We start from the raw sequence: 23,108 nt of genomic DNA, 5'->3' as shown, positions 1-23,108 counted from the left end.
CGGCGTCAGGTCCTGATCCGCCGGCGGGCGGTCTCGACGAGCTTCATGTACTTGTCCCAGTTCCACGCGGTCCCGGGGTCGTCGTGAGTGGACATCGGGACCTCGACGTGGCCCAGAATGTGGTCCCGGTCGACGGGCACGTCGTACTTCGCGCAGATCGTGGCCGTGAGCACGGCGGACGCCTCGTACATCTGGGCGGTGTAGACGGGCTGATCGGTCCAGCCTTCGTGCTCGATGCCGATGCTCCGGTGGTTGTACCACACGCTGCCGGAGTGCCAGGCCACGTCGCGCTCGCGCACGCACTGGGCGATCCGCGTACCGGTTGAGCTGATCATGTAGTGCGCGGACACCCTCTCGGCGGGGTCCTTGAACTTGGTGAACATGATCGGCATGATGTCCGTTGTCAGGTGAATGACGACGTATTCGATGGGATATGCCTCGGGACGGTCCGAGGCCGTGTAGTTGGACTCGGAGGCTTCGACCCAGACCGCGGGGGCGTAGTCCACCGAGGGGTCCGTTCGCAGGGTCGCAGGCGGCCCTGCGGCGACGGCGGCCTTGCGCGCCGGGCCCGGCAGCGCGGCCTTCACCTCCTCCTCGGGCTTCATCAGCAGGGGCAGCCCGGCAGCGGCCAGAGCCGTACCCGCCGCGCCGGCGGCACCCCACAACAGCCGTCTACGGCTCAGCGGGTTGTCTTCCATGACCACTCCTCATGAAGTCGAGCAGGCAGGTCGAGACGACGCGCGGCGCATCGTGACATCACGGTGCGGAGGCGGTACGTCCCGTAATCTGATGCTTCACCAGTGCCCGCACCCCGGCAAGCCGGTCCTCCACCACTCGGCGCAGACCCTCCCCCTGACCGGGACCCTCCCCGCCGGCACGCGCTGCTCCGAATGCTCGGTGAGCATGTGGCTGACCGAGCACATGAGGGTGGGGCCGCCCGAAGGATCACGTTCGGAAGGGGGATCCCAACGGGCAAAGCGAAGGGGTGGGGAAGGCGTGTCTTCGGTCCGGCGCGCAGGGCGAGGCGTTCGGCGCCGTCATGGTCCCCGGCCGCATCTCGTGTCTCCGCCAGACCGGCGGGGCAGAGGTCACGCTCAGGTCGGCGCCACTGTACGAGCCGCGCTCGGGTGGGGCGGGGCGTTCGGCCTCGTGAGGGGCTGCGGCCTCCTCGCATAGCCGGGACAGCCGGATCAGGGCCCGGGTGTCGCCGTGATCGGCCGCTTGCCTGCGTCCCCGGCCGACTCTGCGCCTCGGCCACTGGGTGCAGGGGATGGGCCTCACCCAGGTGAGCAGCCTTCTGGGCGAGCCGCTCGGCCCAGCGCAGGCGGTGGCGTTCGCGAGCGGCCCGGGCGAGTGAGATGGTCGCCGGCGGATTGCCCGAACGGGGTGCGCGGGCACACTGCGCGCCGAACCGTCCGTCCGAGCGTGTCGCTCGAGGTAGCTCGCCAGCCGGTAGGAGGGTTCGTCCGAGGACGTGGTCGGGGCGTGCGGGTCGACGAGGGGCGCGGCGGCGGCTCCGGTGCATCTCACTGAGGTAGCCCCCGGCCGCCTGGGCCCAGCAGGCAGCCCGTAGGCGCGGGCGGCCCACGCCCAGACGCACGTGGTCCATCTCGGCCTCGAGCACCGCCCGTGTCGGCGCCGACACCGACGCGTTCTGGAATCGTTCCACCGGTGCTGGCGCGCCTGCCAAGCCAAGTACTGGGCGACCTGCCCGTCTTGCGCCTGTACGGGCCCAGGACGAGGACCGGGGTGCGGGCGGGGTCGCGGAGCAGTGCGCGCAGGGCCGCCGACAACCGTTCACCGGCCTCGGAAGGCCGAGATGGCGCTGCGCCTCGTGCAGACCTGCTCGAGCTCGGCAAGCGTGGCGTCGACGTGCGTGGGCTCGTAGGGGTGCCGCAGTCGCCACCCTTGCTCGGCCAGGGGCTGTCGGCCCTGTCGTCAACGTCCCGTCGGGCCCCGGGCGCCCCGGCACCGCACCCGATCCCCCAGGTTGTCGGGGCGCCCGAGTACGTCCAATACACGGGCGCTCCTCCGCCTTGCCCTGCTTCCCCTCGGCCCTGCGGGCCCGGGGAGACCCCATGGCACCGGACGCCGCGGTCCTTACCGACGCCACTGTGACGACAGGACCCAGGGCCTCCCCACACGCGCGTGTCTTGCCGGTGGAGGACTCCCCGACCGGGGACAGCATGCCGCTCTCTCCGGCGGACACTGCCTCGACCAGGTCGGCCGGAGCGCGGTCTCCCTCCCGTTCCTCGGACACCATGTGTCCGATTCCCCCCGGTATTGGCGCGCCAACTCGCCTGAGATGCCTTGCCGACAGACGGGGGCGACAGTTTTCGTCATCGTGCGACGGAGTTTCAGATGTCCGCCTGCGGACCGTCCGCGACCGGTCATCGCGCACCGATACCCGCGCTCGGCGGGCCGGCGAAGGCTCGCCCACGAGGGCCCTACGTTCCCGATGTGCTGCTGGATCCTTGGATCACGATCGCGAGTCCCGCGCAGAGCCCGCTGGCTGGTCACGTACTCGTCCGAGGAGCGGCGGTTCGCCGTGTAGGCCTCCGGACGTCTGGCCTCTGCCACGCGCCCGTCCCGAAGGATCAATCCGTTCTCCTTACCACTGCGCAGCAGGAAGACCACTCCCCCGGCTCCCACGGCGGCGACCAGCGGTCCGCTCGACTCCATGCCCAGCCCGTTCGCCGGACCGCGGTGAGAAATTGACGCAGCAACCACTCCGGAGCGCCGCTCTGTTCGGCTGAGCGGCCCCCAGGCCCTGTCCCCATACTGGAAGGAGGGAGGAACTCCAACATGTGAGCATGAAGCGTGCCGCCGAGGAGGCGAGCCGATATGACCGTGGAGCAGTTGTCACAAGTCGACAAGGGTTTCCTGGAGCAGATGGAGGAGGCCGGTCGGCGCTACACGAGCCGCGCCGGAGAGCGTGACGGCCATCTGGAGGCGCTCAATCAGCACGGCATCCTCTACGCAGACACCCGGGAGCGGGTCAACAGCCGGCTGAACCGCCTGGGCATCGACTGGGCGATGGCCGCAGCGATCGAGCAGACACCGGCGACCGCCACCACCGGTACGAGCCTGGATCTGGACCCCGAGCTGGTCAGTACCGACCTGTTGACGCTTGAACGGTTCATGGGCCGCAACGATCTCATCGGGATCGACTACCTCGAAGGTGGCTTCCTCGCCGCCCGCTCGGTCGGCCGAATCACCGTCCGGAGTCCCGGGGCGTCCCACCAGGGAACCGGTTTCCTGGTGTCCCCCTCACTGCTGATGACGAACAACCACGTGCTGGCCTCCGCCGAGGAAGCGGCCGCCGGAGTGATCGAGTTCAACTTCCAGGCGGGCTTGGACGGGCAGCCGCTGGTCCCGGTCGTGTTCCCGCTCGATCCGCAGAGCTTCTTCGTCACCCACCGTGACCTCGACTTCACCGTGGTTGCGGTCTCCGACCGCTCCCGGGACGGTCAGCCGCTCGCGGCCTTCGGGAGACTGCCGCTCAAGGAAGCCCAGGGCAAGGCCGTCATCGGGGAACTCGTCAACATCATCCAGCACCCCAACGGGGAGCCCAAGCAACTTGCTCTCCGGGACAACCAGATCGTGGACGTGCTGGACGACTTCGTGCACTACTCGGCCGACACGGCGCACGGCTCCTCGGGCGCTCCGGTTTTCAACGACCAGTGGGAGGTCGTGGCACTGCACCACGCCGGTGCTCCCCGCAAGGACCGCGACGGCAACGTGCTGGCCGTCGACGGAACCCGCTGGCATCCCAGCATGGGAGAACACCGGGTGGACTGGAAGGCCAATGAGGGCGTGCGGGTCAGTCGCATCCTCGGCATGATCCAGCAGTTCTCCCTGTCCGGCGGCGCCGCAGCACTGCGCGCGGAGCTGTTCGCGGCCGGCTCGTCCCTGCACCCCGTGGAAGCCGCGCCGCCGACGGTTGTGACGAACCGGACGAACGGTGCTGCGCCCCGGAGCGTGACACTGGACGGGAGCGGTGAGCAGCACGCCACGACGGGGTCGGTCCGCTGGAGCGTCCCGCTGCACATCAGCGTCAGCCTCGACGACGACGCCCTGCACCCCCGGGTCGAATCGCCCGCTGCGGGACCGGCACAGCAGGCGATCACCCCCTCGTACGTGGGGTTGCCGGCCGGAATCGGAAGCATCGACGGTCAGTCGCCCGCCGCACGGGACCTGGCAGCCGCCATGGTCAACCTCGCGGCCTTCCGTGGCCGCCCCTACTTCGACGAGGCCGAGGACCTGATGGCGCGCGACGCCTACTACGCGGGCATTCACGTGGGCAACCCCACGAGCCTGCGCCTCGCGCTCACCGAGCACCTGGAGTCCACGCACCAGCGCCGGCCGTCGTACAAGCCGATGCGTCTGCTCTACCCGTGGGTGGACCTGCACCCCGACGAAAAGCTCCACAGCATCTACTCGGACAAGGGCTTCACTCCCCAAGAACTCATGGAGGCCGACGCGGCGGTGGAGGCCGCCCGCATCGGACGCTGGCAGGAGTTCATGCTCCACGAGAGTGCACCCGGCCGGGAGGCCATCGAAGCCGAGCTCGCCCTCCTGGAGGCGTCGCTGCCCTTCAACTGCGAACACGTCGTGCCCCAGTCCTGGTTCGACCAGAAGGAACCGATGCGTGGGGACCTGCATCATCTCTTCGCCTGCGAGTCGACGTGCAACAGCTTCCGCGGAAACATCCCCTATTTCGACTTCCCGGACTTCAACGAGGTCATTCAGCACGACTGCGGACGCCGGGATCCGGGAAAGTTCGAACCCTTCAAAGGCAAGGGGCCGGTCGCCAGGGCAACGCTCTACTTCTTGCTCCGCTACCCCCGCAAGATCGGCGACGAGGCCCGCGAACTCCAGCGGACCGGCCTCGAGACGCTGCTGAACTGGCACAGGGACCATCCGGTGGGCATCTACGAGCAGCACCGCAACGCGGCGATAGCCGAGATGCAAGGCAACCGCAATCCGCTGATAGACCACCCGGAGTGGGCCGAGGAGATCGACTTCGCAGGTGCCTGGCCCTGAGCCGGCGGTCTCGTCCGGTACGTCCCTCCCGCCCGTCCATTCCTCGCGCCCCTCGCGCCGGCTCCTCGTGGAGGAGCCGGCGCGAGGGATGAGACGGGCCGACGAACGGCCGTTACTCGGGACCTCCGCAGGAGGGGGCGATCCTTGCCCACTCGCGCTCACCGGCGATGAAGGATTCGACGACACCGTTGCTCATGCTGAACCTGATGACCCTGCCCGCGAACTTCGCAGCGACTGGCGCGAAAACGAGCTCCTCACCGCCGTGGTCGGGGGTCGTAGCGGCGATCTCTCCGCCGTAGGTACGGAGCACATCGTCTCGAGCGCTGCCGATGTGGACGCCCGAGCGCGTCGAGATCTTCGTCGCCGGTCGCATCACATAGATCGCGACGAGGCGGTCGGACGTGAAGCGCAGGAGGAGTCCCTCCGGCGCTCCTTCCACGCTGAAGTCCGTACAGACCCTTCGCCCTTCCTTTCCGGGGATCAGGGAGCCGATCGCCTTCGCCGCGTCGGCGCGGCTCATACCCAGCTTGAGAGGACCCATTCCGTTGACGGTGACGGGCTGGTGCCTCAGGTCGACCGCCGCGCCACGGTCCTCCGGACGCACATCGACCACGTGTGTGGTGAAGCGCCCGTCCCCCCACGTCCAGGTGACGTGGCGGAGCGTTGAGGGTCCACTCGCATGACTGTCTTCGGGTTCGTAGAACTTGACATCAGCGGCGATCCGCCCGTCCTTGACCACCAACGATTTCGGCTGATATTGGGGCGGCAATTCAGGGGTCTCAAAGGTGGCCGTACGGCCTATCTCACCACCACTGCCGGTGCGGTAGATGCGCAGTTCCTGCGAGAAGAAATTGCCCGGCTGCGGAGAACAACGGAAAAGCACAGCGGTCACTCCGCCGAGACGCGGCAAGCTGCCCTGGGCGATCTTCTGCACCTCGACGTCCCAGCGGTCGAAACCGCCGATATCGCCACCGCTCACGACCCCCTTGCCCTTGCGCATCTGCACCTTGACCGGATTTTCGACTACCTGGTCACAAGTGAGGTCGTACTTGCGATTCTCCCAGTCGACCGCTCTGTACGCCAAGGAGTTCGAGTACGCTTCAGGCCCCGGGACGTCACCGTGCCCCGGGGTGCGAGATGCCGCCGCTGCAGACGGCTCGGCAGCCAGCACAGAAGCCGCGACAAGAACGTAAACCACGCCCATGACGAGAGACGCGAACCGCCAAGAGGAACCCCACATGGAAATCGAACCCCTCTGAATCGCAAGGTCTGGCGTGGGTCACCCGACCCGGCCTGCTGGACCCCGCAGGCCGGTCACGTCTTGGTGTAGAAGCAGTCCCATGCGTCCTCGACGGTCTTCCCGTACACGTTGAACACGCGGTCGAGAGCGGACTCGTCGAACTGCCATGCGCAGACCCGATCCATGGGGATTCCCTCGAGCCTCGTCTTGGACGAGTTTGCGCAGAACCACCTGTAGGCCGGGTACCGATAGTTTTGGGTCCCCACCAACTGAAGCCCCCTGGACCCGCACCATCCCTTGAGGTCGGGAATCCCTGCGTACGAGCCGTAGTCTGCACATTGCCAGGCCGTGTAGGTACGTCCCATGGTGGCCAGTCGATCGGTTACCCGTTTGTCGCGGTAGGTGTCTTGGCAGGCCTGTGCCACAGAATTGTGAATGTCTTCACGCAAAGGGAACGTCTGCAAGCTCCCGTCTTCATTGACACAGCGTATGGAGTACGCGTCGCTCCCGATCAAAGTAACGCCCCGAGCATAGCCCTGCTCCTTGCAGGCGGCGTCGAATGTCTGCTTCGACATCGGGCGGAGCACGTCCGGATCCGGCTCCTTCACTGCCGAAGCAGCGGAGCCCTCCGGCATGGAGGCCGGCGTGGCCGATACGGGTGGGGGAAAAGTGAAAAAGAGGGCCAGAACGATGCCCGCGGTCAGTGACGAAGCGCGTCCACGCATGGTGACTCCCGACATGATGGTGGAATCACAGAATGGTTTCTCTCGCCCGCCAACCAGCACGGCATCTCACCACCAACCCTAGGGTGCATTGAACGAGCACGCATCCGCGTGGGGGCCCGTTGCTCTCGCCGCGACCCGCAGTGCCCCGTCGTCGAGCCGCCCGGGTGTGCGGCCACGACGCGGAAAGGTACTCCACAATTGACAGTTGGAGTCTGCCGGCGGCAGAGCCGGTGGATGATGACCGGACATGGCCGGAGCCCGTGCAAGGACGCGCCCGTGTCCGCAGCCCGAGCGGCCGGGCGGACGGTGGCTGCGGGCTGCCGTGTTCACGCTGTTCAGCTCGGTGTTGGCCGTCGTGGGCCATCGTCTGGCCTCGGGGGACCCGATCCCCTGGCAGCGGGCGGCGGGCGGCGCGGCGGTCGCCTTCACCCTGTCGTGGCTCGTCACGCGCACGCCCCGGCCCTGGTGGCACGTGGTCGCAGCGACCGGCGCCGCGCAACTCATGCTGCACCGGGCCCTGTTCGTGCAGCATCCGGTGTTTCACGGCCACGCCGAAGCCCACGGCACGTGGGCGATGGCGGCGGCCCACGGCATGGCCACCTGTGCGATGGCCCTGCTCATATACCACGCGGATCAGGCGCTCAGCCGTCTGCCCGAGACGGTGGACCGGTGGATCCAGAGGGCCGTCGCCGCTGCCGCCGCCGGCTTCGGCGCCCTCGGCCGACCCTGGCCGAGGCCGCGACCGCGGACCGCGCCCGTGCCGCGCAGCGGTCTTGCCGTGCGACGGGCGGTCGCGACGACGCTCTGTCACACGGTGGTGCGTCGGGGGCCTCCTGCCGCGTAGGCAGGAGACGTTCCCCCCGATCCGCTCGTACCGAGAGGTTCCTCCCCCATGACCGGAACACAACGCCTTCCTCGTCTGCGCAGCCTGGGGCTGGCGGCCGTCGGCGCCCTGGTGGTCCTCAGCATCACCGCCGGGCCGGCCGCCGCGCACGCCGGGGTCACCGCCTCCGACCCCCGCGCCCTCGCCGAGAACGTCACGCTCTCCTTCACCTCCGAAGCGGAGTCGGACTCCGCAGGCATCGCGGAGCTGCGGGTGGTGCTCCCGAAGGGCATCGCACCGGACGCCGTGGCCCTGAAGGACGCCCCCGAGGGGTGGAAGCTGACGGCCACCCCGGACGGGTACAGCATCGGTGGCACGGCCCTGGCCACCGGCACCGATGCCGAGTACAGCATCACGGTGCGTCAGCTCCCCGACGAGAAGGCCTTGGTCTTCAAGACGCTGGAGACCTACGGCGACGGCAAGGTCTCCCGCTGGATCGAGGTGCCCACGAACGGGGAGAAGGTCGACAACCCGGCACCCGTACTCGAACTGAAGGCGGCGGCCCCCGGGGCCAAGGCGATCGCCCCGAGCCCGTCACCGACGCCGACACCGACACCGACACCGACGCCGTCGTCGAACGCCGTCCCGTCCGAACAACCGTCGACAGCAGCTCCCTCCGCCCCCGATGCTGCCGCGAACAAGGCGGCGACGAACGCGAAGGCGGCGGGCAGCAGTACCGGAGCCGGAGCCGTCCTCGGCGTGGTCGCGGCCGTTCTGGTGCTGGCCGCCGGCGGCGCCTTCTGGTGGCTGCGCCGGGGCCGCAGCCGGGCCTGACCGGAGCGGCAGGGGCGGGTGCACGGCCCCCGCTGGGCACCCGCCCCTGCCCCTGCCGCCCAGTACCGTGCCGTGCCGTGCCGTGCCGTGCCATACGGTGCCACCGGCCCGTTCCGGGTCACCGCCGTACGCGCCGGAGCCAGACCCCGAACAACCGGGGCAATGTACAGGGGAGAACGCCCGAACCGAACCTCCGGTTCCCGGCTTTAGCCGAAGTTGCGCACCCGGCCCGGTGCACCGTCCACCAGCACTATCGTCCGCATCTCGTCGTCCGTTCGAGCCCCTTCGGAGTCCGCCGTGTCACCTCCGTGAGCCGCACCGTACGACCGCCCCTCCGCACGATCGAGTCCCGGGTGGCGATGGCCCCCCGCTCACGACCGCCACACCGGAGACCGCCCGTCATGCACACAAGATCACCAGGATCACCTCCTGCCAGGAAGCCGCTGACCGTCCTGGTACTGGTCGCCTCCGTCCTCGCCCTGCTGTTCGGCGGGGCCGCACCCGCCCTCGCGCACACCGCCCTCAGCGGTTCCGATCCCGCCGACGGAAGCGTCCTCGAGACGCCGCCCCGCCAGGTCACGCTCACGTTCACCGAGTCGGTCAGCTTCCCCGACGCCGCACTCAGGGTCCTGTCACCGGCGAACGAGCGCGTGAACCCCCGCCCGGCGCAGCATGCCGACGGCAAGGGGAACACGGCCCGGGTCGAGCTGGCCGACAAACTGCCCGAGGGCACCTACACGGTGGCCTGGCGGGTCATCTCCGCCGACGGCCACCCGATCTCCGGCGCGTTCACCTTCTCCATCGGCAAGCCCTCCGGGACCGCCGTCACGGTGGCCACCGGCTCACCGGACGACACGGCAGTCGGTCGCCTCTACGGCTTCTTCCGCTACGTCGCCTACAGCGGCCTCGCCCTCCTCGTGGGAGCGGCCGCGTTCATCCTCGTGTGCTGGCCGGCGGCAGCCGCGCTCCGCCCGGTACGGCGGCTGCTCGCCGGCGGGTGGGCGACCCTGGCCGTGGCCACCGTGGCCCTGCTCCTGCTGCGCGGCCCCTACGAGACGGCGGGCCCGCTGACCTCGGCGTTCGACCTGACCCAACTGGGCCGGACCTCCACGGCGAAGCCCGGAGTGGCGCTGACCGCCCGGCTCGTGCTGCTGCTCGCGGCCGCTGCGGTGATGCGGTGGCACCCGGCCGTGCGACCCGCCCGCGACGACGACGGATCGCAGCCGCCGGACTTCGGCGTACGGGTCCGCCTGGCCGGGGGGGTGCTCGCCCTGGGGCTGGCCTTCACCTGGGCCACTGCCGAACACGCCTCCGCCGGGCCCCAGGTACCACTCGCCATGCCGGTCGCCGCGCTCCATCTGGTGGCCATGGGCGTGTGGTTGGGCGGCCTGATCACGCTGGTGATCGCCCTACGGGACCGGGGGCCCGGCAGCCGCCCGCTCCCCGCGCCCGCGGTGGGCCTCTTCTCGACGCTGGCCTTCCGCGCGATCGCCGTTCTGGTCGGGACCGGGGTGTACCAGTCCTGGCGGCAGGTCGGTTCATGGGAGGCGCTGGCCACCACCTCGTACGGCAAGACCCTCGTCGTGAAGGTCGCCGCGGTGGTCCTCGTCCTGTACGTGGCGTCGTACTCCCGCCGGTGGACCGCCCGCCTCCTCCGTGAACCCGTACCCGCCGAGGAGGGCCAGACGACGCCCGTGACCGAAGAGGTGCGCGTGGCACAGTTGGTCGGCGCGTCCGGTCCCCCGGAGGCGACAGCCGGGAGCAGCGCTCCCGATGCCCCCGTCGAAGGACAGTCGGGCGACGGCTCGGCGGGGCCTTCGACCGTCGAGGAGAGCGAACGGCACCGGCGCGGCCTGCGCCGCACCGTCGCGGCCGAAGCCGTGCTCGGCGTGGTGGTCCTGGCGATCACCACCTTGCTGACCGGCACCCAGCCCAGCCGCGCAGCGACGGCCGAGTCCGCATCGGTCGCCGTCGGGCAGGAACCGCAGGCGAAAGTGGTCACCGTCCCGTTCGACATGGGGACGGCCAACCACCGCGGCCAGGTCCAGATCACCCTGGCTCCCGGTCGCGTCGGCGAGAACACGGTCGAAGCCGTGGTGTTCAGCGCGGACGGCGGCCTTGCCACCGTTCCCGAACTCCGCCTCACGCTCACCCAGCGCGAGCTGGGAATCGGCCCGCTCGACGCCAAGCTCACGAACCAGAAGGGGTACTGGGCCACCTACGACCTGCGGGTGCCCATGCCCGGCGAGTGGACCCTCGACATCACGGTGCGCACCACCGAAATCGACCAGGTCACCGTGCACGGGACCGTGCGCATCACGTAGCCGCCCCGCAGGTGGTGACGGCGTGCAGCCGACGAACCTGCGCCCCATCACCCCTGCACCGGCCACGAGAGGGAACCCGATGGACCAACCGCCCCGGCCGGCTCCTACCCTCGAGCCCGCATCGCGGCTACGTCGCGTGTTCGTCACGCCCGTCCTGGCCACCGCCTGTGCGCTGTTGACCGCCGGTTGCGGCGAAGGCAGCGGGGAGCCCGGGGCGGGCGGCGCAACCCCGCGCGTCACGACCGCCCCGTCCAAGACCGTGCAGCAACTGGCGTCCGCGGTCGGCTGTACGGCTGAGATCACGGTGCGGGCCGCCGACTACCGCCAAGCCACGTGCAAGACCGCCGAGGCGGACCACGTGTTCGTGGACTTCGACACCTCCGACGGACAGCGCGCCTGGCTGGACCACGCGAAGATGTACGGCGGGGTCTACCTGGTCGGCGACCGCTGGGCGCTCTCGGCGAAGTCCAAGGAGTACATGGAGTCCCTGCGGGCCACGCTGGGCGGAACGGTCGAGGAGCGGGGTGCCTCCGGCGCTGCTCCGCCCCCGAGCGGCCCGTAGCCGGCCGGCGGGTCACCGACGGGGCCCGGCCGCCCGCACGCCGGCTCGGAACGGGTCCCGGAGCGGTGGGAAACCGTTGGCGACGACGGCGCGGTGGATGACAAGGTGCGGTGCATGACGCCGCAGCATCAGATCCGCGCGGACTACGACGCCCGTACCATCGTGGTCTACCAGGCGTACCCGTCCGCGATCGCCGACGCCGCGCTACGGGCGGGGCGCTTCGTCACGCCGTTCTCGTTCCAGCGGATGACGTGGATCAAGCCCTCCTTCCTGTGGCTGATGCATCGCAGCAACTGGGCGCGCAAGCCGGGGCAGGAGCGCGTCCTCGCCGTGCGAATGACGCGGGAAGGCTGGGAACGGGCTCTGTCAGAGGCGGTACATACGACCGCGGACCCGAAGGCTGTGGCCGGGGCCGCCGTACACCTTCAGTGGGACCCCGAGCGCTCGGCGCGTGGAGCGGCTCTGAACCACTACAGCATCCAGGTCGGTATCGGTCGCCAGCTGATCCGCACGTTCGCCGAGGACTGGGTCGTCGGCATCACGGACCTCACCCCACAGGTCCGCAAGGCCGCAACGCTCGTCCGAAACGGACGCGCCGCGCAGGCTCAGCGCTTTCTGCCCGCAGAGCGCGTCTACCCGATGAGCCGGAGCATGGAAGAACGCCTTTCCCCCGATCACACGAGGTGAACGGCGTTCCTTTCAGGGGGTTGCGGGGCGCGCCGGCGCAGGAATGCGGCGGCACCGGTCAGGACGACGGCAAGGCTCGCCAGCACGCAGACGAGCACGTTGATGGACATTCCGACGTACTCCACCGTTGAGCCGTCGGAGTAGCTGCAGGCGTTGCGCAGGGGCCAGTACTCCTGATGCGTGCCTGCCCATTCGGCACCGGAGGCGTTCCGGTCCTCGCACAACTCCGGGAACGGGCCGCCCAACGTGACGGAGTACCAGCCGTAGCAGTACACGGCGACGGCCGAAGAAGAGAAAGTCAGAGCGAGAACCGCACAGAGTTTGGCCAGGGCCAGGGGTGGGTTCTTCAGCAGCAGGACGGTGATCACGATGCCCGCTCCCGCGGCGGCCACACCGAGGAGCAGCAGTGCGCCCATCAACGGCACCAACACCGTGCCCCCTTGTCTTCGTTCGTCTCAAACGCGCTGGTCTGAGCCGTATCCACGTGCATAAGTCAGTGGAGCCTTGCGGTGGTTGATCCTACAGGCTGGGACCGCCGGGCTGCGAGGAAAAGGCTGGTCGGGGACACGGGGCCGCCGGCGCTTCCATCAACCCGGCTTCCAGTACGCCCTGTTGGGGCATGCGTCCAACGGTCCGGGCTTCCGGGATCACGTGCTGATTTCTTAGCATCAGAGGCCAATATCTCTCTTGACTGTCGTCCGGACGACTACAAAGGACCGCATCGAACCGAACCCGGCACCGACGGGGTGATGAACCCGTCGTCGGAATATGGCGAAGGCGGTGATGTGCATGCGTGAATGCAGCAGGATTCAAGCGATTGCGGTCAGATCGGCCATGGGAAGCCCGAGTTCAGGAACTCTCTCCCGATAGGCCGGCCATGCTGATACCGATGCTGTTTTCCCCCGCGCTCGCCTCTGCCGACGAATACCGATCCCTGACGTCGACCATCCGGTCGAAGGCGCAAGATGCGCAGGGATTCTTCGGCGGAGCCGCGCGCAAGGAGGGCGAAATGCCCTTCCTTCCCCTCCACGTCCAACTGCGTGGTCTGTTCATCGAGCTCTACATCGAGCTCCGCCCACGCAATACGAGCCTCCGGATTGCTGGATTCCGGAACATCTTCGAGAACGGTCAGGCCCCGCCGGAAGCGTACGTCCGCCACGTGCGGGACGCCTCCGCGCCGCCGGGCCTGCGCCGAACGGAGGCCCTGCCGTTCGGCGGGGGCCGTGCCGACCTGGAGAAGGCCGCTGCGGTCCGGCGTTCGGGGATCCTTCTCGGGCGCCGGCCCCTCGGTGACGCGGTCGTCCGGCTGCACCAGAACCGCGATCCGCGGAGCACCGCCCACGGCTTGCTCGTGCTCTCGGAAATGCTCTGCGAGGCCGCGCGGTACCCCGCCCTGGCCGATGCGATGTCACGCATCTGGATGACCGGGGGACGACTGTAGTCCGCACCGGTCGTCCGACCTTCACACACCGCCCGTGCACCAGCACGTTCCGGCGCGCAGGGGCGGGAGCTGCGGGTCGCAGCGCGGCAGGAGCGGGTCTGGGGTGCCGGGGGGACCGTCGATCGGCGGTCCCCCCGGCTCTCCCGGCTCCCCCGGGATGCGGCGGACCCGGGTCCCGCCCGCTACGCCGGTGCGGGACCGGCACCCCGGCCGAGAACGTACGCACCGCCGCGCCGTACTGAGCCCCCCTGGACCACTGACCCGTCAGCCCGGTGTCAGGTGGCAGGCCAGGACGCGGCCGCCGGCGGTGCCCAGGAGGAGGCGTCCGGGGCCGGCGACGGTCAGGGCGGTGGGGATGACGGGGACGCCGCGCACGTGGACGTGGCCCCGGGCGCGGAGCGTGCCGGTCTTCGCGTCCAGGGCGATCATTTCGCCGCCCCTCAGGGCCACGAGGACCGTGTCGGTGGCGGGATCGATGTCGAGCGCGGTCGCCGTGTGGTCGACGCGGAACACCCACCGGGGGGTGCCCGAGGAGTCCTCGCCGATCGAACGACGGGTCACGAACCCTTGCTTCGGCTCGCCCACGTGCCCGTCGTACCGGACGGTGGCCATCACCAGGTCGCTCTCCCCGGTCCACACGCCGGGGCCGCCGGAGTGGGTCTCGCCGGGCTCCCAGGACCAGGGGAAGAGGCGTCGGATCCGTTCGACGTCGGGCCGTACGAGGCGTGTCGGGTCGGTGGTGCGGTCGGGGTCGACCACGGCCAACCACGGCTCCTCGTCCACGGGTTCGCACACGGGGCAGTCGCAGCCGCACGGGCAGTCCTCGTCGTCGTCCCAGGGGCAGTCGCAGGCGCAGGGGGGTCGCGGCAGGTACCGGAAGACCGCGCGGGGGCCGTGCCGGAACCGGCTCCAGGCCCGTTCCCCGTAGTCCGCGGGCATCGGCACGAGCAGGGGGCCTTCGGCGGTCGCGACGAGTGCGGCCGCCCCGGGGACGGTGTGCCGTTCGAGTGCGGAGCCGTCGGTCAGGGCGATCCGGAGGAACGCCCCGCCCTGCCTGAGCGAAGGGGCGCTGGCCTCCACCCAGGCGCAGGACCCGTCGGCGTCGGCGACCGCGAGCCGGCCGCCGCCCAGGTCGGGATCGGCGGGCACCGACCACCGGCGGTCGCCTCCCGGTGACCAGCGCTCCAGCAGGGCGTGGTCACCGGTGAGCAGGACGTCCCCGTCCGGCAGGACGGTCAGGGAGCGGATCTCGCCGGGTGGCGGCCCGTCCGGATGACCGGGCGCTGCGACGGGGTCGGGCAGGGGGGCCGGGACGCGGGGGCCGCGCAGGTCCTCGTGCCCCAGGGAACGGGCGGGGACGGCCCGCCAGTCGGGTCGGGTGAGGTCCACGCGGTGGCCTTCGGACCGGGCGGCCGGGTCCTGCCAATCGTCGTACGGGGCGAGGAGCAGTCGCAGGGTGTGGGCGTCAGTCCACTCCAGGGAACGGACTTCTCGGCAGCAGTCGTCCGCGAAGAGGTGCTTTCGCTCCCCCGACGCGAGGTCGAGGAGGACGAGCTCGCCCTCGAAGAAGTAGCCGCCGTCGTACGAGCCGGTGCCGAGGACCAGCAGCGGCAGGGTGGGGTGGAAGGCCGCCGCCCGCAGGGGCCAGCGCGTTCGGAGCCACTGCTGGGCCCGGACGTCATCTGCGGGGTCGAGGGCTTCGGCTCCCCTGACGGGCGCGGCGTAGACACCGATCGGGTACCCGTCTTCCCTGTCGGTCGGACCGTGGCCGCCGATGACCACGGGTGTGCCGGCGGGAGCCGGAACGGTGAGGACGGACCGACCGAACTCGGCGCGGGGACGATCGGCGAGAATCCGATCAACGGTGAGGGGGAAGATCACCAGGTCCAGCTTCCCCACTCCGGAGCGAACGGGCAAGGGCATTTGCGGGCTCCGGAGGGGTGCGGAGGGGGCCGGCCCCACACCAGAGCAGTGGGTGAGGGGGGGCGATCCGGCTCAGGTGTGGGTGCCGAGCCCGAACCCCAGTGCTCGCCGGGCCGTCGAGGGCTCCTCCTCGGGCGGGGCGGCCGGAGTCGGGTCCTCGATGGCCCGCTCGGCAGCCGTGCGGCCGCGTACGGCGCGCTGCTCCTGGTCCTCGCGGAGGGGAACCGGTCCGTGCCCGAGGGGGCGGCGCCTTGTGCTCATCACCGAAGTGTCGCAGCCCGCCTGATGAACCGTCCGGGGAGGGCCTCATTCGTGGTCGCGCAGGGAGAAGGTCGGGACCTCTTCGCGGGTCGGGTGGTTCGGCAGCGGAGCCGGTAGGAAACCCGGTGGCCGCCGTCCGCGTGCGTACGGGATGCTGCCCGGGTGAGAGGTCGAGACGAAGCGGTCCGGATGGTTGAGGAAGAACTGGAACGCAGCCACCGGCGGGAGCTGTCGGTCGGGCTGGACCCGATGCGCATGGCCGTGTCGCACGTGGAGCGGCACGAGCTGGCGTGGATCGTCTCCTGGACGACCGAGGAGTGCCTGCGCACCGGGAATCCGGACTTCAGGCCGGGCGGGAACGGGCCGTACCTCGTTGACCGCATCGACGGGAGCCTGCACCAGATCGGTGTCGTGTCCGCAATGACCGACGCGTGGGAGGCCGACTACCGGGCCCGTATCCGGGGGCAGGTCACACGGACCGCCGTGGACGATCTGCACGATGAGGTCCGGGCGGCGGCGAACACGCGCGGGAGGGTTCACGCCATGGTCGTCCTGCGCCGAAGGGTGCCGGTCCTCACCCACGACCAGATCGTCGAGTACGCGATCGCCTTGCATGAGGGCGATGCTCCGGCGCACCTCGTGGACATCGCCACCGGAGAGTTGGTGCCGCCCACCGACCCGGCTTCGTCCGTCATCACCCTGCGCGGAGCCGAGCACCGTCGAGCGCCTTGACCGCCGCAGCGCCGCGCTGCGGACGACGGCCGCTTCGACCGCCGCCGCCGCTGGGGCTCAGACCGATGGAGGCGGCTCCGTGCCGGCCGCCGGTGACGGCGCCGATTCCGCAACGGAGCCCGGCTGCAACCCGAAGCCGCTCGCAGCGCGGGACGACCCGGTAGCGCGGACGCGTTGCCGCCTGAAAGCCGGGACGCCCAACAGTCCGAAGCCGAGGGCCGCCGCTACGAGATGGCCGATGGTGGTGAAGTCCGGCAGCGGACCGGTCCATTCGGCACCACCGAGGGGCCATGCGAGAACGAAGGCGGCCCATGGGAGGCGGCCCCGGCGCGGCAGGGCGAGCGTGCCGATCGCCAGCACGGTCTGGGCTCCGTAGCTGACCCCGTAGTCCAAGGCCTGCCGGACGGCCGTCGGATACCAACCGTGCCGCAGCCCAACGGTGATGACGACTGCGGTGAGCAGCGTGGCCGCGACGTGCCCGCCCAGGAAGACGGCTGCGGCCCGCACCTTCCCCCACCGGTGCTCCACCCAGGCCAGGCAGCAGCAGACCCCCAGACCCAAGGTGATCAAGGTGCCCACGAAGTCGGTCGAAGTGACGTCCGTGAGCGTACCGTCGAAGAACAGCGCGCTGCCGAACAGTGCGGGCAACGGATGGTCCCGCAGGTTGTCCAGGTTGGTGCTGAGGTAGCCCAACACGGTGGCCGCCCGATCGGCGGACAGGCCGTACCCGACCCAGGCGTGACTGACCAGGAGCAGGCAGACGTAGGCGAGGGTCAGCGGCGCGCGGCGCGGGTACCCCCGCACGGCGCGGAGCAGTCCGCCCAGAGGACCCGACGGTGGCTGAGAGTTCATACCGCGGCATTCTCCAGGTCGAGTGGGAGGTGGGGGCCGGCGGGTGCCGGCAGCCATCGCGACCGGAGTCGCATCACCGGCCCTCGCCTCCGGGAAGCCCTCCCCCACGTCAGTCCTCCAGGCGGGACAGCCAGGTGGTGAGCAGTGTTTCGAGCACCGCCGCCTCCTGCGGCGTCACGAGGTCCAGTAGGCGGCGTTCGTTGCGCATGTGGTCGGTGAACGCCCGGTCCACGAGGTCGCGCCCGGCCGAGGTGAGGGCGACGATCCGGCCGCGCTGATCGTCGTCGGAGCGCCGCCGGGTGACGAGCCCGGACCGTTCCAGGCGGTCGATCCGCTTCGTCATCGCACCGGTGGTGACCATGGTGTGCGCGGCGAGCTCGCCCGGCGCCCGCTCAAAGGGCTCACCCGCCCGGCGCAGGGCGCACAGGACGTCGAACTCCCCTTCGCTGAGGCCGTAGCGGTCGTAGACGAGGTCGAGTTCTGCGCCGAGCCGGTCGGCGAGGCGGTGCAATCGGCCGATCACGCCCTGTGGGCCGACATCGAGGTCAGGCCGTTCGCGGCGCCAGTCGGCCTGGATCCGGGCCACCCGGTCCGCGGGTGGGCCGTGCTCTACGGTCGACACGTTTGCTTCCATGGAAGCTATATTACCTTCCATGGAAGCGAATATGCGCGGGGTGGCGCTGACGGCCGTGGCGCCGGTGGCCTGGGGGGCCAATTACTTCGTCACCCACGAATTCCTACCGGCGGACCACCCGCTGTACGGAGCCGCCCTGCGAGCGCTGCCGGCCGGCCTGGTCCTGCTGGCGTGGTCCCGCCAACGGCCGCACGGTGCGTGGTGGGGGCGGTCCGCCGTGCTCGGGCTGCTCAACGTGGGCGTGTTCTTCTTCCTCGTCTTCACCGCCTCCCAGCTGCTACCGACGAGCGTGGCCTCGACCGTCATGGCGGTCTCCCCCTTGACCATGATGCTCGCCGCCTGGCCCCTGGTCGCCGAGCGGCCCAGCATCGCCCACCTGGCGGGCGCCGTGATCGGGCTGGGAGGGGTGTGCCTCATGCTGCTCGGGAGTGCGGGCGCGATCAGCGTGCCGGGCGTCCTGGCCTCGGCCGCCGCGGTACTGGTGTCATCCGTCGGCCACGTCCTGGCCAAGCGGTGGAACACCAGCGCCGCCGGAGGCGGAGTGCTCGCCTCAACCGCTTGGCAGCTCACCGCTGGAGGCCTGCTCCTGCTGCCGGTGGCCGTAGCCGTGGAGGGCGCCCCGCCACCGGTGTCCCCGTCGTCCCTCCTCGCGTTCTGCTACGTCGGCCTGGTCGCCACCGCGCTGGCCTTCACGGCCTGGTTCGCCGGCCTGCGCCGCCTGCCCGCCGGGACGGTCGGTCTGATAGGGCTGCTCAACCCGGTCACCGGTGTACTGCTCGGGACGGCGGTCGCCGGGGAGGTGCTGACGGGCCGGCAGCTGTGCGGACTGGCACTCGTACTGGGCGGAGTCGCTCTGGGCCGGCCCCCGGGCCAGAGCCGACGCGCAACCCGCCCCGACCGGGCGACCCGGGTCGCCCGGAAGCGGTCACCCCGCTGATCGCGCGCCGGCGGGCCCGGGACCGCCGCTGCGCGCCACGCCGCCCCCTCCTTCGCGGCGTCAGAGTTCGGGCACGAGCAGGGTCAGGCGCAGCACGGCAGCCAGGGCCAGTAGTACCGGCAGGGCGGTCCACCACCTGTGCAACCACTCGGCCTTCGCGCACACCCACGTGAGCAGGGCCGTCACGAGGGCCAGGGCCAGTGCCAGGCCTGCTGCGATGTTGGAGTGGGCGACGGTCTCGCTGTCCCAGGGTCCGGCCGGCTCCGCCGCGTAGGCGAGCAGCAGGAGATAGCCGGTCACCAGACTGCCCAGGGCCAGAAGGACGGCGCCCGTGCCGACGCCGATACCACGGGAGGCGCTCGGTGGGTGCCGCTCATGGCCTTCGTCTCCTTCACCGCGGCGCGCTGGGTGCGCGTTCACCAAGTGGCCTTGACCATCGTTTCGATTGCGGGGTTGTAGATTTTGACGCTGCCGTGATCCTTGAACCGTTCGGTGCGCCAGGCGATGAATGCCGTAGCCAGCCGCTCCGCTTTCTCCTTGTCCGCGGAGCCCGTGTCATGAAGCTCGTGGTCGAGCCCGGTGACGATCCGTACGTCCATTGCGGAGTCATAGCCGTGCACGAACACATCGAAGAAGATGGTCGTGAGGTCTTTGGTGGCTTCATTCCCCAGTAAGAACCTGTGAAATTCCTTCGTGGTTCCACTGGGTTCCTTCCCCGGCAGCGCGCGGGGCGTCTCCAGGTAGGCAGCCGAAGGTTTGCCGCCCGGTCCGCCTTCGGCGGCATCGCAGCCGAGCAGAGCGACGAAGGAGAGGGCGATGACGGCTGACGCCGCCCCGTGCCGGCCACGGCGACTGCGCCGTGCCGACCGTTCCCCTCGTACCGAGGGAGTCGTGCGCGGGTAGGTGGCGTTCATGGGCTTCCCTTCCTTGACGGCTACTCCCGGAGGAGGACCGCACGCGCGCAGGGAGGGTTGCGTTCACTCTCCACCGGACGTCCGGCGGGCTCGGCGCCGCGATGGCCGACACCCAACGTCCGACGCCCAACGTCCGACCTCTGACGTCCGACCTCCGACGTCCATTCATATCGGCTGCCCAAAAGGTGATTTCGGGCCACGGGGTCACCGCAATGCGAAGCAGGACCAATAGCGCGCCGCTACAATTCGATCATGGGACCCCTGAAACCGAATCTCATTGAACTCATAGTCTGCCTCATCACCTTCTCCGTGGTCTTCGCCGCTCTGGCCAAGGTCCTCCTTCCGAGGATCAACAAGACCCTCGCCGAGCGCGAAGAGGCCACCACGGGCAGGCTCGAGCGGGCCGAAACGGTCCAGCGGGAGGCGCAGCGCGTTCGGACGGAGTACCAGGCGGAGTTGAGCGCCGCCCGTCACGAGGCCTCGCAGATCCGCCAGGCCGCGCACGAGGAGGGCATCGCCCTGCTCGCCGCCGTTCGCTCGGAGGGGCAAAGGGTGCGCGAGGAAATGGTCGCCGCGGCCACCGTGCAACTGGAGGCCGACCGCGTGATCGCCGAGGCAGAGCTCCGCGAGCACGTCCTCGGGCTGGCCACCGAGCTGGCCGGGCGCATCATCGGCGAACCGCTCAGCGACGTCGAGCGCGCCCGCGCCGTGGCCGACGCGTTCTTCGCCGAGGTAGAGGCCGACGCCAAGGGCTGAGCTCGATCGGGGCAGTTCCCGCGCACCGGGGGGCGATCGTCGCAGCGACCCCCTGGACCCTCACCGAGCCACCGCCGTAGCCCGCGGGGGGCGCTGACACTCGGGCCCGGTCGGCGCTCCCACCGATCTAGAGTGGGGGTCCCGAGCGGAGAGGTTGGCCATGACGAACCGTCACGCGGTGGTGGTCGGAGCCGGAATCGGCGGCCTCACGGCCGCCGTCGCACTGCACCGCCGGGGCTGGCACGTCACCGTCTGCGAACGCGCCCCCGAACCCCCCGTCACCGGGGCCGGCATCGGCCTCGCCCCCAACGCCCTGCGCGCGCTCGACGCCGTCGGCGTCGACGTGTCCCGCGCGATCGGCGGTGCCGTACCCGCGGCGATGGGCGTGCGCCGCCCCGACGGCCGGTGGCTCACCCGGACCGGCACCGCGGACATGGCGGCCCGCTACGGCATGGCGCCCCTCGCCGTCCCGCGCCGGGCCCTCACCGCCACCCTCGCCGCCGCGCTGCCGCCATCGGCCCTGCGATACGGCACCGAGGTGACCGGCGTCGACGGTGCCGAGGGCCGTCCGGCGGTCCGTACGGCGGCGGGCCCGGACCTTCCGGCCGATCTGGTCGTCGCCGCCGACGGCATCCACAGTCCGCTGCGCCGCGCGCACTTCCCCGCGCACCCCGGACTGCACTACATCGGTGAGACGGCCTGGCGGACCATCGTGGACGCCCCGGACCTGCGGATACCGGCGATGAGCGAGACGTGGGGGCGGGGGGAGCGGTTCGGGGTGACCCCGCTCGTGGACGGCCGCTACTACCTCTACGCCACCGCGGTCGTCCCGCCGGACACCCGCTTCGCCGACCCGCGCACCGAACTGCGGCAGCGCTTCGGCTCGTGGCACGACCCCATTCCGGCCCTGCTGGAACGCGTCGGGCGCCAGGGCGCCGCCGACGTCCTGCGGAACGACCTCTACGATCTGGCCGCCCCGCTGCCGTACCTGCACCACGGCCGGATCGCCTGGCTCGGCGACGCGGCCCACGCCATGGCCCCCAACCTCGGCCAGGGCGGCTGCCAGGCCATCGAGGACGCGGTGGTCCTCGCCCATCTGTTGCCCGCCGGGGAGCGCGGTGCCGGCGGGGACGGTGCCGTCGTGGCCGCCCTCGCCGCGTACACCGCCGCACGCCGCGCCCGCACCGATGCCGTGCGGCTTCGTGCCCGCCGCGTCGGCCGCCTGGGCGTCCTGCGCAATCCGGTCGTGGTGGCCGTCCGCGATCTCGCGTTCCGCGCCACCCCGGCCCGGCTGGCCCTGCGCGGCATGGACGACCTCTTCAACGGGTTCCGCCTCCCCGCGTAGCGCTGGGGCGGGCCGGGACGGCCTTAAGGGGCGGTGCGGGCCGGGAAGGAGAAGCCGTAGCCCTGCTCGGTGAGCCAGGGCAGGTACTCCTTCAGCGCTGCGACGGTCTCGCTGCGGTCGCCGCCCCCGTCGTGGAAGAGGACCGTCGGCTGCTGGGGGAGCTTGCCCTCCACGGCGGAGAGGATGGCCTTCAGGCCCGGCCTGCTCCAGTCCTTGGGATCGACGCTCCAGCCCAGCGGCCGCATCCCGCTCGCGGCGGCGATCGCGCGGCTGTCCGGGGTGAAGGCTCCGCCCGGCGCACGGTAGTAGGTGACCGGGACTCCCGGAACGGCCTTCTCGATCATGGCCTTGCCGTCGAGGATCTGCTGCCGCTGGTAGGCGACGGGCTTGTGGTCCATCGTGACGTCGTGATCGACGGAGTGGTCGCACAGCTGGTGACCGTCGGCGGCGACCGCACGCACCAGCTCCGGATACTTCTGCGCCTTGGTGCCGATCATGCAGAAAGTGGCCTTGACGTGGTTCTTCCGCAGCGTCTCCAGGACCTGGGGCGTCCAGCGGGGGTCCGGACCGTCGTCGATGGTGATCGCGACCTGGCGGCCCGCACCCTGCGCCAGCCGGGAGATCCCCAGCGGGACCCCGGAGGCGCCCTGGGCGGCGCCGGGGGCGGTGCCCTGGGCCTTGCCCGCGGTTCCGGCCGGCGCGGAGTGGCCGGAAGGGGGCGCGTCCGGCGTACGGACCACCGAGCCGTCGGTGGCGGCGTACGCCGGGGTGCCGGCTGCCGCCAGGAGGCCGACGAGGGCGGCCGCAGCGACGTACCCCGCCCGTCGACGACGTGCGGAACTGGTGGTGATGCGCATGGACGTGCTCTTCCTTTGCCCTCAGCCCCCGGATCTCGCTGGTCGGTCCAGGCTAGGTCATCCGTTCGGAGCCCCTCCTCGACCAAATGGCCCGTTTTGTGTGGTTTAGCGCACACCGATCCCCCGGCGAGGGGCCGACGACCTCGCAGCGCCAACGGCTGTGGCGGCTTCCGCACTGCCGCACCGCGTGTGAGCAGTTTCACGGCCCGCCGCCG

At 70.6% G+C, this 23,108-nt stretch carries 21 protein-coding genes; 11 read left to right on the top strand and 10 right to left on the bottom strand.

Going from position 1 to position 23,108, the window contains the following annotated elements:
- Positions 1-5: 5 nt before the first annotated feature.
- On the bottom strand, positions 6-698 hold the full coding sequence (locus OG594_RS20230) for an N-acetylmuramoyl-L-alanine amidase (protein ID WP_266600881.1): 693 nt from the start codon (positions 696-698) through the stop codon (positions 6-8).
- 2,146 nt (positions 699-2,844) lie between these two features.
- Between OG594_RS20230 and OG594_RS20225 the strand changes: the two genes are divergently transcribed.
- Complete coding sequence (locus OG594_RS20225; RefSeq protein WP_266600879.1) at positions 2,845-5,046, top strand: endonuclease; 2,202 nt, start codon at positions 2,845-2,847, stop codon at positions 5,044-5,046.
- A 112-nt stretch (positions 5,047-5,158) separates the two neighbouring features.
- Here the strand turns inward: OG594_RS20225 and OG594_RS20220 are convergent, their stop codons facing one another.
- On the bottom strand, positions 5,159-6,130 hold the full coding sequence (locus tag OG594_RS20220) for a hypothetical protein (protein WP_266600877.1): 972 nt from the start codon (positions 6,128-6,130) through the stop codon (positions 5,159-5,161).
- A gap of 1,203 nt (positions 6,131-7,333) precedes the next feature.
- Between OG594_RS20220 and OG594_RS20215 the strand changes: the two genes are divergently transcribed.
- The 5 genes from OG594_RS20215 to OG594_RS20195 all read left to right on the top strand — a co-directional run bounded on the left by OG594_RS20215 (position 7,334) and on the right by OG594_RS20195 (position 12,241).
- Positions 7,334-7,855, top strand: coding sequence for a hypothetical protein (locus OG594_RS20215; protein WP_266600875.1), 522 nt, complete (start codon positions 7,334-7,336; stop codon positions 7,853-7,855).
- Positions 7,856-7,903: 48 nt separating this feature from the next.
- Positions 7,904-8,668, top strand: coding sequence for a DUF1775 domain-containing protein (locus OG594_RS20210; RefSeq protein WP_266600873.1), 765 nt, complete (start codon positions 7,904-7,906; stop codon positions 8,666-8,668).
- 401 nt (positions 8,669-9,069) lie between these two features.
- A complete protein-coding gene (locus tag OG594_RS20205) occupies positions 9,070-10,992 on the top strand; it encodes a copper resistance protein CopC (RefSeq protein WP_266600871.1) in 1,923 nt (640 codons plus the stop codon).
- A 136-nt stretch (positions 10,993-11,128) separates the two neighbouring features.
- The gene (locus tag OG594_RS20200; protein ID WP_266600869.1) at positions 11,129-11,554 is read left to right on the top strand and encodes a hypothetical protein; all 426 of its coding nucleotides are present in this window, start codon (positions 11,129-11,131) and stop codon (positions 11,552-11,554) included.
- 114 nt (positions 11,555-11,668) lie between these two features.
- Positions 11,669-12,241: a DUF4291 domain-containing protein gene (locus tag OG594_RS20195; RefSeq protein WP_266600867.1), complete on the top strand. Its 573-nt coding sequence runs from the start codon at positions 11,669-11,671 to the stop codon at positions 12,239-12,241.
- Here the strand turns inward: OG594_RS20195 and OG594_RS20190 are convergent.
- Complete coding sequence (locus tag OG594_RS20190; protein ID WP_266600865.1) at positions 12,229-12,672, bottom strand: hypothetical protein; 444 nt, start codon at positions 12,670-12,672, stop codon at positions 12,229-12,231. The genes OG594_RS20195 and OG594_RS20190 overlap by 13 nt on opposite strands.
- A gap of 446 nt (positions 12,673-13,118) precedes the next feature.
- On the opposite strand from OG594_RS20190, the gene OG594_RS20185 reads away from it, so the two are divergent.
- Positions 13,119-13,682 carry a ribosome-inactivating family protein gene (locus OG594_RS20185; RefSeq protein WP_323185308.1) on the top strand — a complete coding sequence of 188 codons (564 nt, stop codon included), beginning with the start codon at positions 13,119-13,121 and terminating at the stop codon, positions 13,680-13,682.
- Positions 13,683-13,946: 264 nt separating this feature from the next.
- On the opposite strand, the gene OG594_RS20180 is transcribed toward OG594_RS20185, so the two are convergent.
- Together OG594_RS20180 and OG594_RS20175 are read right to left on the bottom strand one after the other, a co-directional pair.
- Positions 13,947-15,605 (bottom strand): hypothetical protein, encoded by a 1,659-nt coding sequence (locus OG594_RS20180; protein ID WP_266600863.1) that lies wholly within the window; start codon positions 15,603-15,605, stop codon positions 13,947-13,949.
- Between the two features lie 72 nt (positions 15,606-15,677).
- Positions 15,678-15,866 (bottom strand): hypothetical protein, encoded by a 189-nt coding sequence (locus OG594_RS20175; RefSeq protein WP_266600861.1) that lies wholly within the window; start codon positions 15,864-15,866, stop codon positions 15,678-15,680.
- Between the two features lie 162 nt (positions 15,867-16,028).
- On the opposite strand from OG594_RS20175, the gene OG594_RS20170 reads away from it, so the two are divergent.
- Positions 16,029-16,598: a YrhB domain-containing protein gene (locus OG594_RS20170; RefSeq protein WP_266600859.1), complete on the top strand. Its 570-nt coding sequence runs from the start codon at positions 16,029-16,031 to the stop codon at positions 16,596-16,598.
- 57 nt (positions 16,599-16,655) lie between these two features.
- On the opposite strand, the gene OG594_RS20165 is transcribed toward OG594_RS20170, so the two are convergent.
- A complete protein-coding gene (locus OG594_RS20165; protein ID WP_266600857.1) occupies positions 16,656-17,450 on the bottom strand; it encodes a rhomboid-like protein in 795 nt (264 codons plus the stop codon).
- A gap of 109 nt (positions 17,451-17,559) precedes the next feature.
- Positions 17,560-18,084 (bottom strand): MarR family winged helix-turn-helix transcriptional regulator, encoded by a 525-nt coding sequence (locus OG594_RS20160; RefSeq protein ID WP_266600855.1) that lies wholly within the window; start codon positions 18,082-18,084, stop codon positions 17,560-17,562.
- 31 nt (positions 18,085-18,115) lie between these two features.
- On the opposite strand from OG594_RS20160, the gene OG594_RS20155 reads away from it, so the two are divergent.
- Positions 18,116-19,021: an EamA family transporter gene (locus OG594_RS20155; protein WP_266603059.1), complete on the top strand. Its 906-nt coding sequence runs from the start codon at positions 18,116-18,118 to the stop codon at positions 19,019-19,021.
- 60 nt (positions 19,022-19,081) lie between these two features.
- On the opposite strand, the gene OG594_RS20150 is transcribed toward OG594_RS20155, so the two are convergent.
- Together OG594_RS20150 and OG594_RS20145 are read right to left on the bottom strand one after the other, a co-directional pair.
- Positions 19,082-19,441: a hypothetical protein gene (locus OG594_RS20150; protein ID WP_266600853.1), complete on the bottom strand. Its 360-nt coding sequence runs from the start codon at positions 19,439-19,441 to the stop codon at positions 19,082-19,084.
- Positions 19,438-19,935, bottom strand: coding sequence for a hypothetical protein (locus OG594_RS20145; RefSeq protein WP_266600851.1), 498 nt, complete (start codon positions 19,933-19,935; stop codon positions 19,438-19,440). Before OG594_RS20145 ends, OG594_RS20150 begins: the two co-directional genes overlap by 4 nt.
- Positions 19,936-20,187: 252 nt before the next feature.
- On the opposite strand from OG594_RS20145, the gene OG594_RS20140 reads away from it, so the two are divergent.
- Positions 20,188-20,691 carry a hypothetical protein gene (locus tag OG594_RS20140; RefSeq protein ID WP_266600849.1) on the top strand — a complete coding sequence of 168 codons (504 nt, stop codon included), beginning with the start codon at positions 20,188-20,190 and terminating at the stop codon, positions 20,689-20,691.
- A 160-nt stretch (positions 20,692-20,851) separates the two neighbouring features.
- Positions 20,852-22,036: an FAD-dependent monooxygenase gene (locus OG594_RS20135; protein ID WP_266600847.1), complete on the top strand. Its 1,185-nt coding sequence runs from the start codon at positions 20,852-20,854 to the stop codon at positions 22,034-22,036.
- Positions 22,037-22,059: 23 nt separating this feature from the next.
- On the opposite strand, the gene OG594_RS20130 is transcribed toward OG594_RS20135, so the two are convergent.
- Positions 22,060-22,893, bottom strand: coding sequence for a polysaccharide deacetylase family protein (locus OG594_RS20130; RefSeq protein WP_266600844.1), 834 nt, complete (start codon positions 22,891-22,893; stop codon positions 22,060-22,062).
- Positions 22,894-23,108 lie beyond the last annotated feature (215 nt).

The organism is Streptomyces sp. NBC_01214, assembly GCF_026340975.1.
GTDB lineage: Bacteria > Actinomycetota > Actinomycetes > Streptomycetales > Streptomycetaceae > Streptomyces.
Note: the sequence above shows the minus strand (reverse complement) of the source record. Positions and strands in the feature narration are given on the sequence as shown.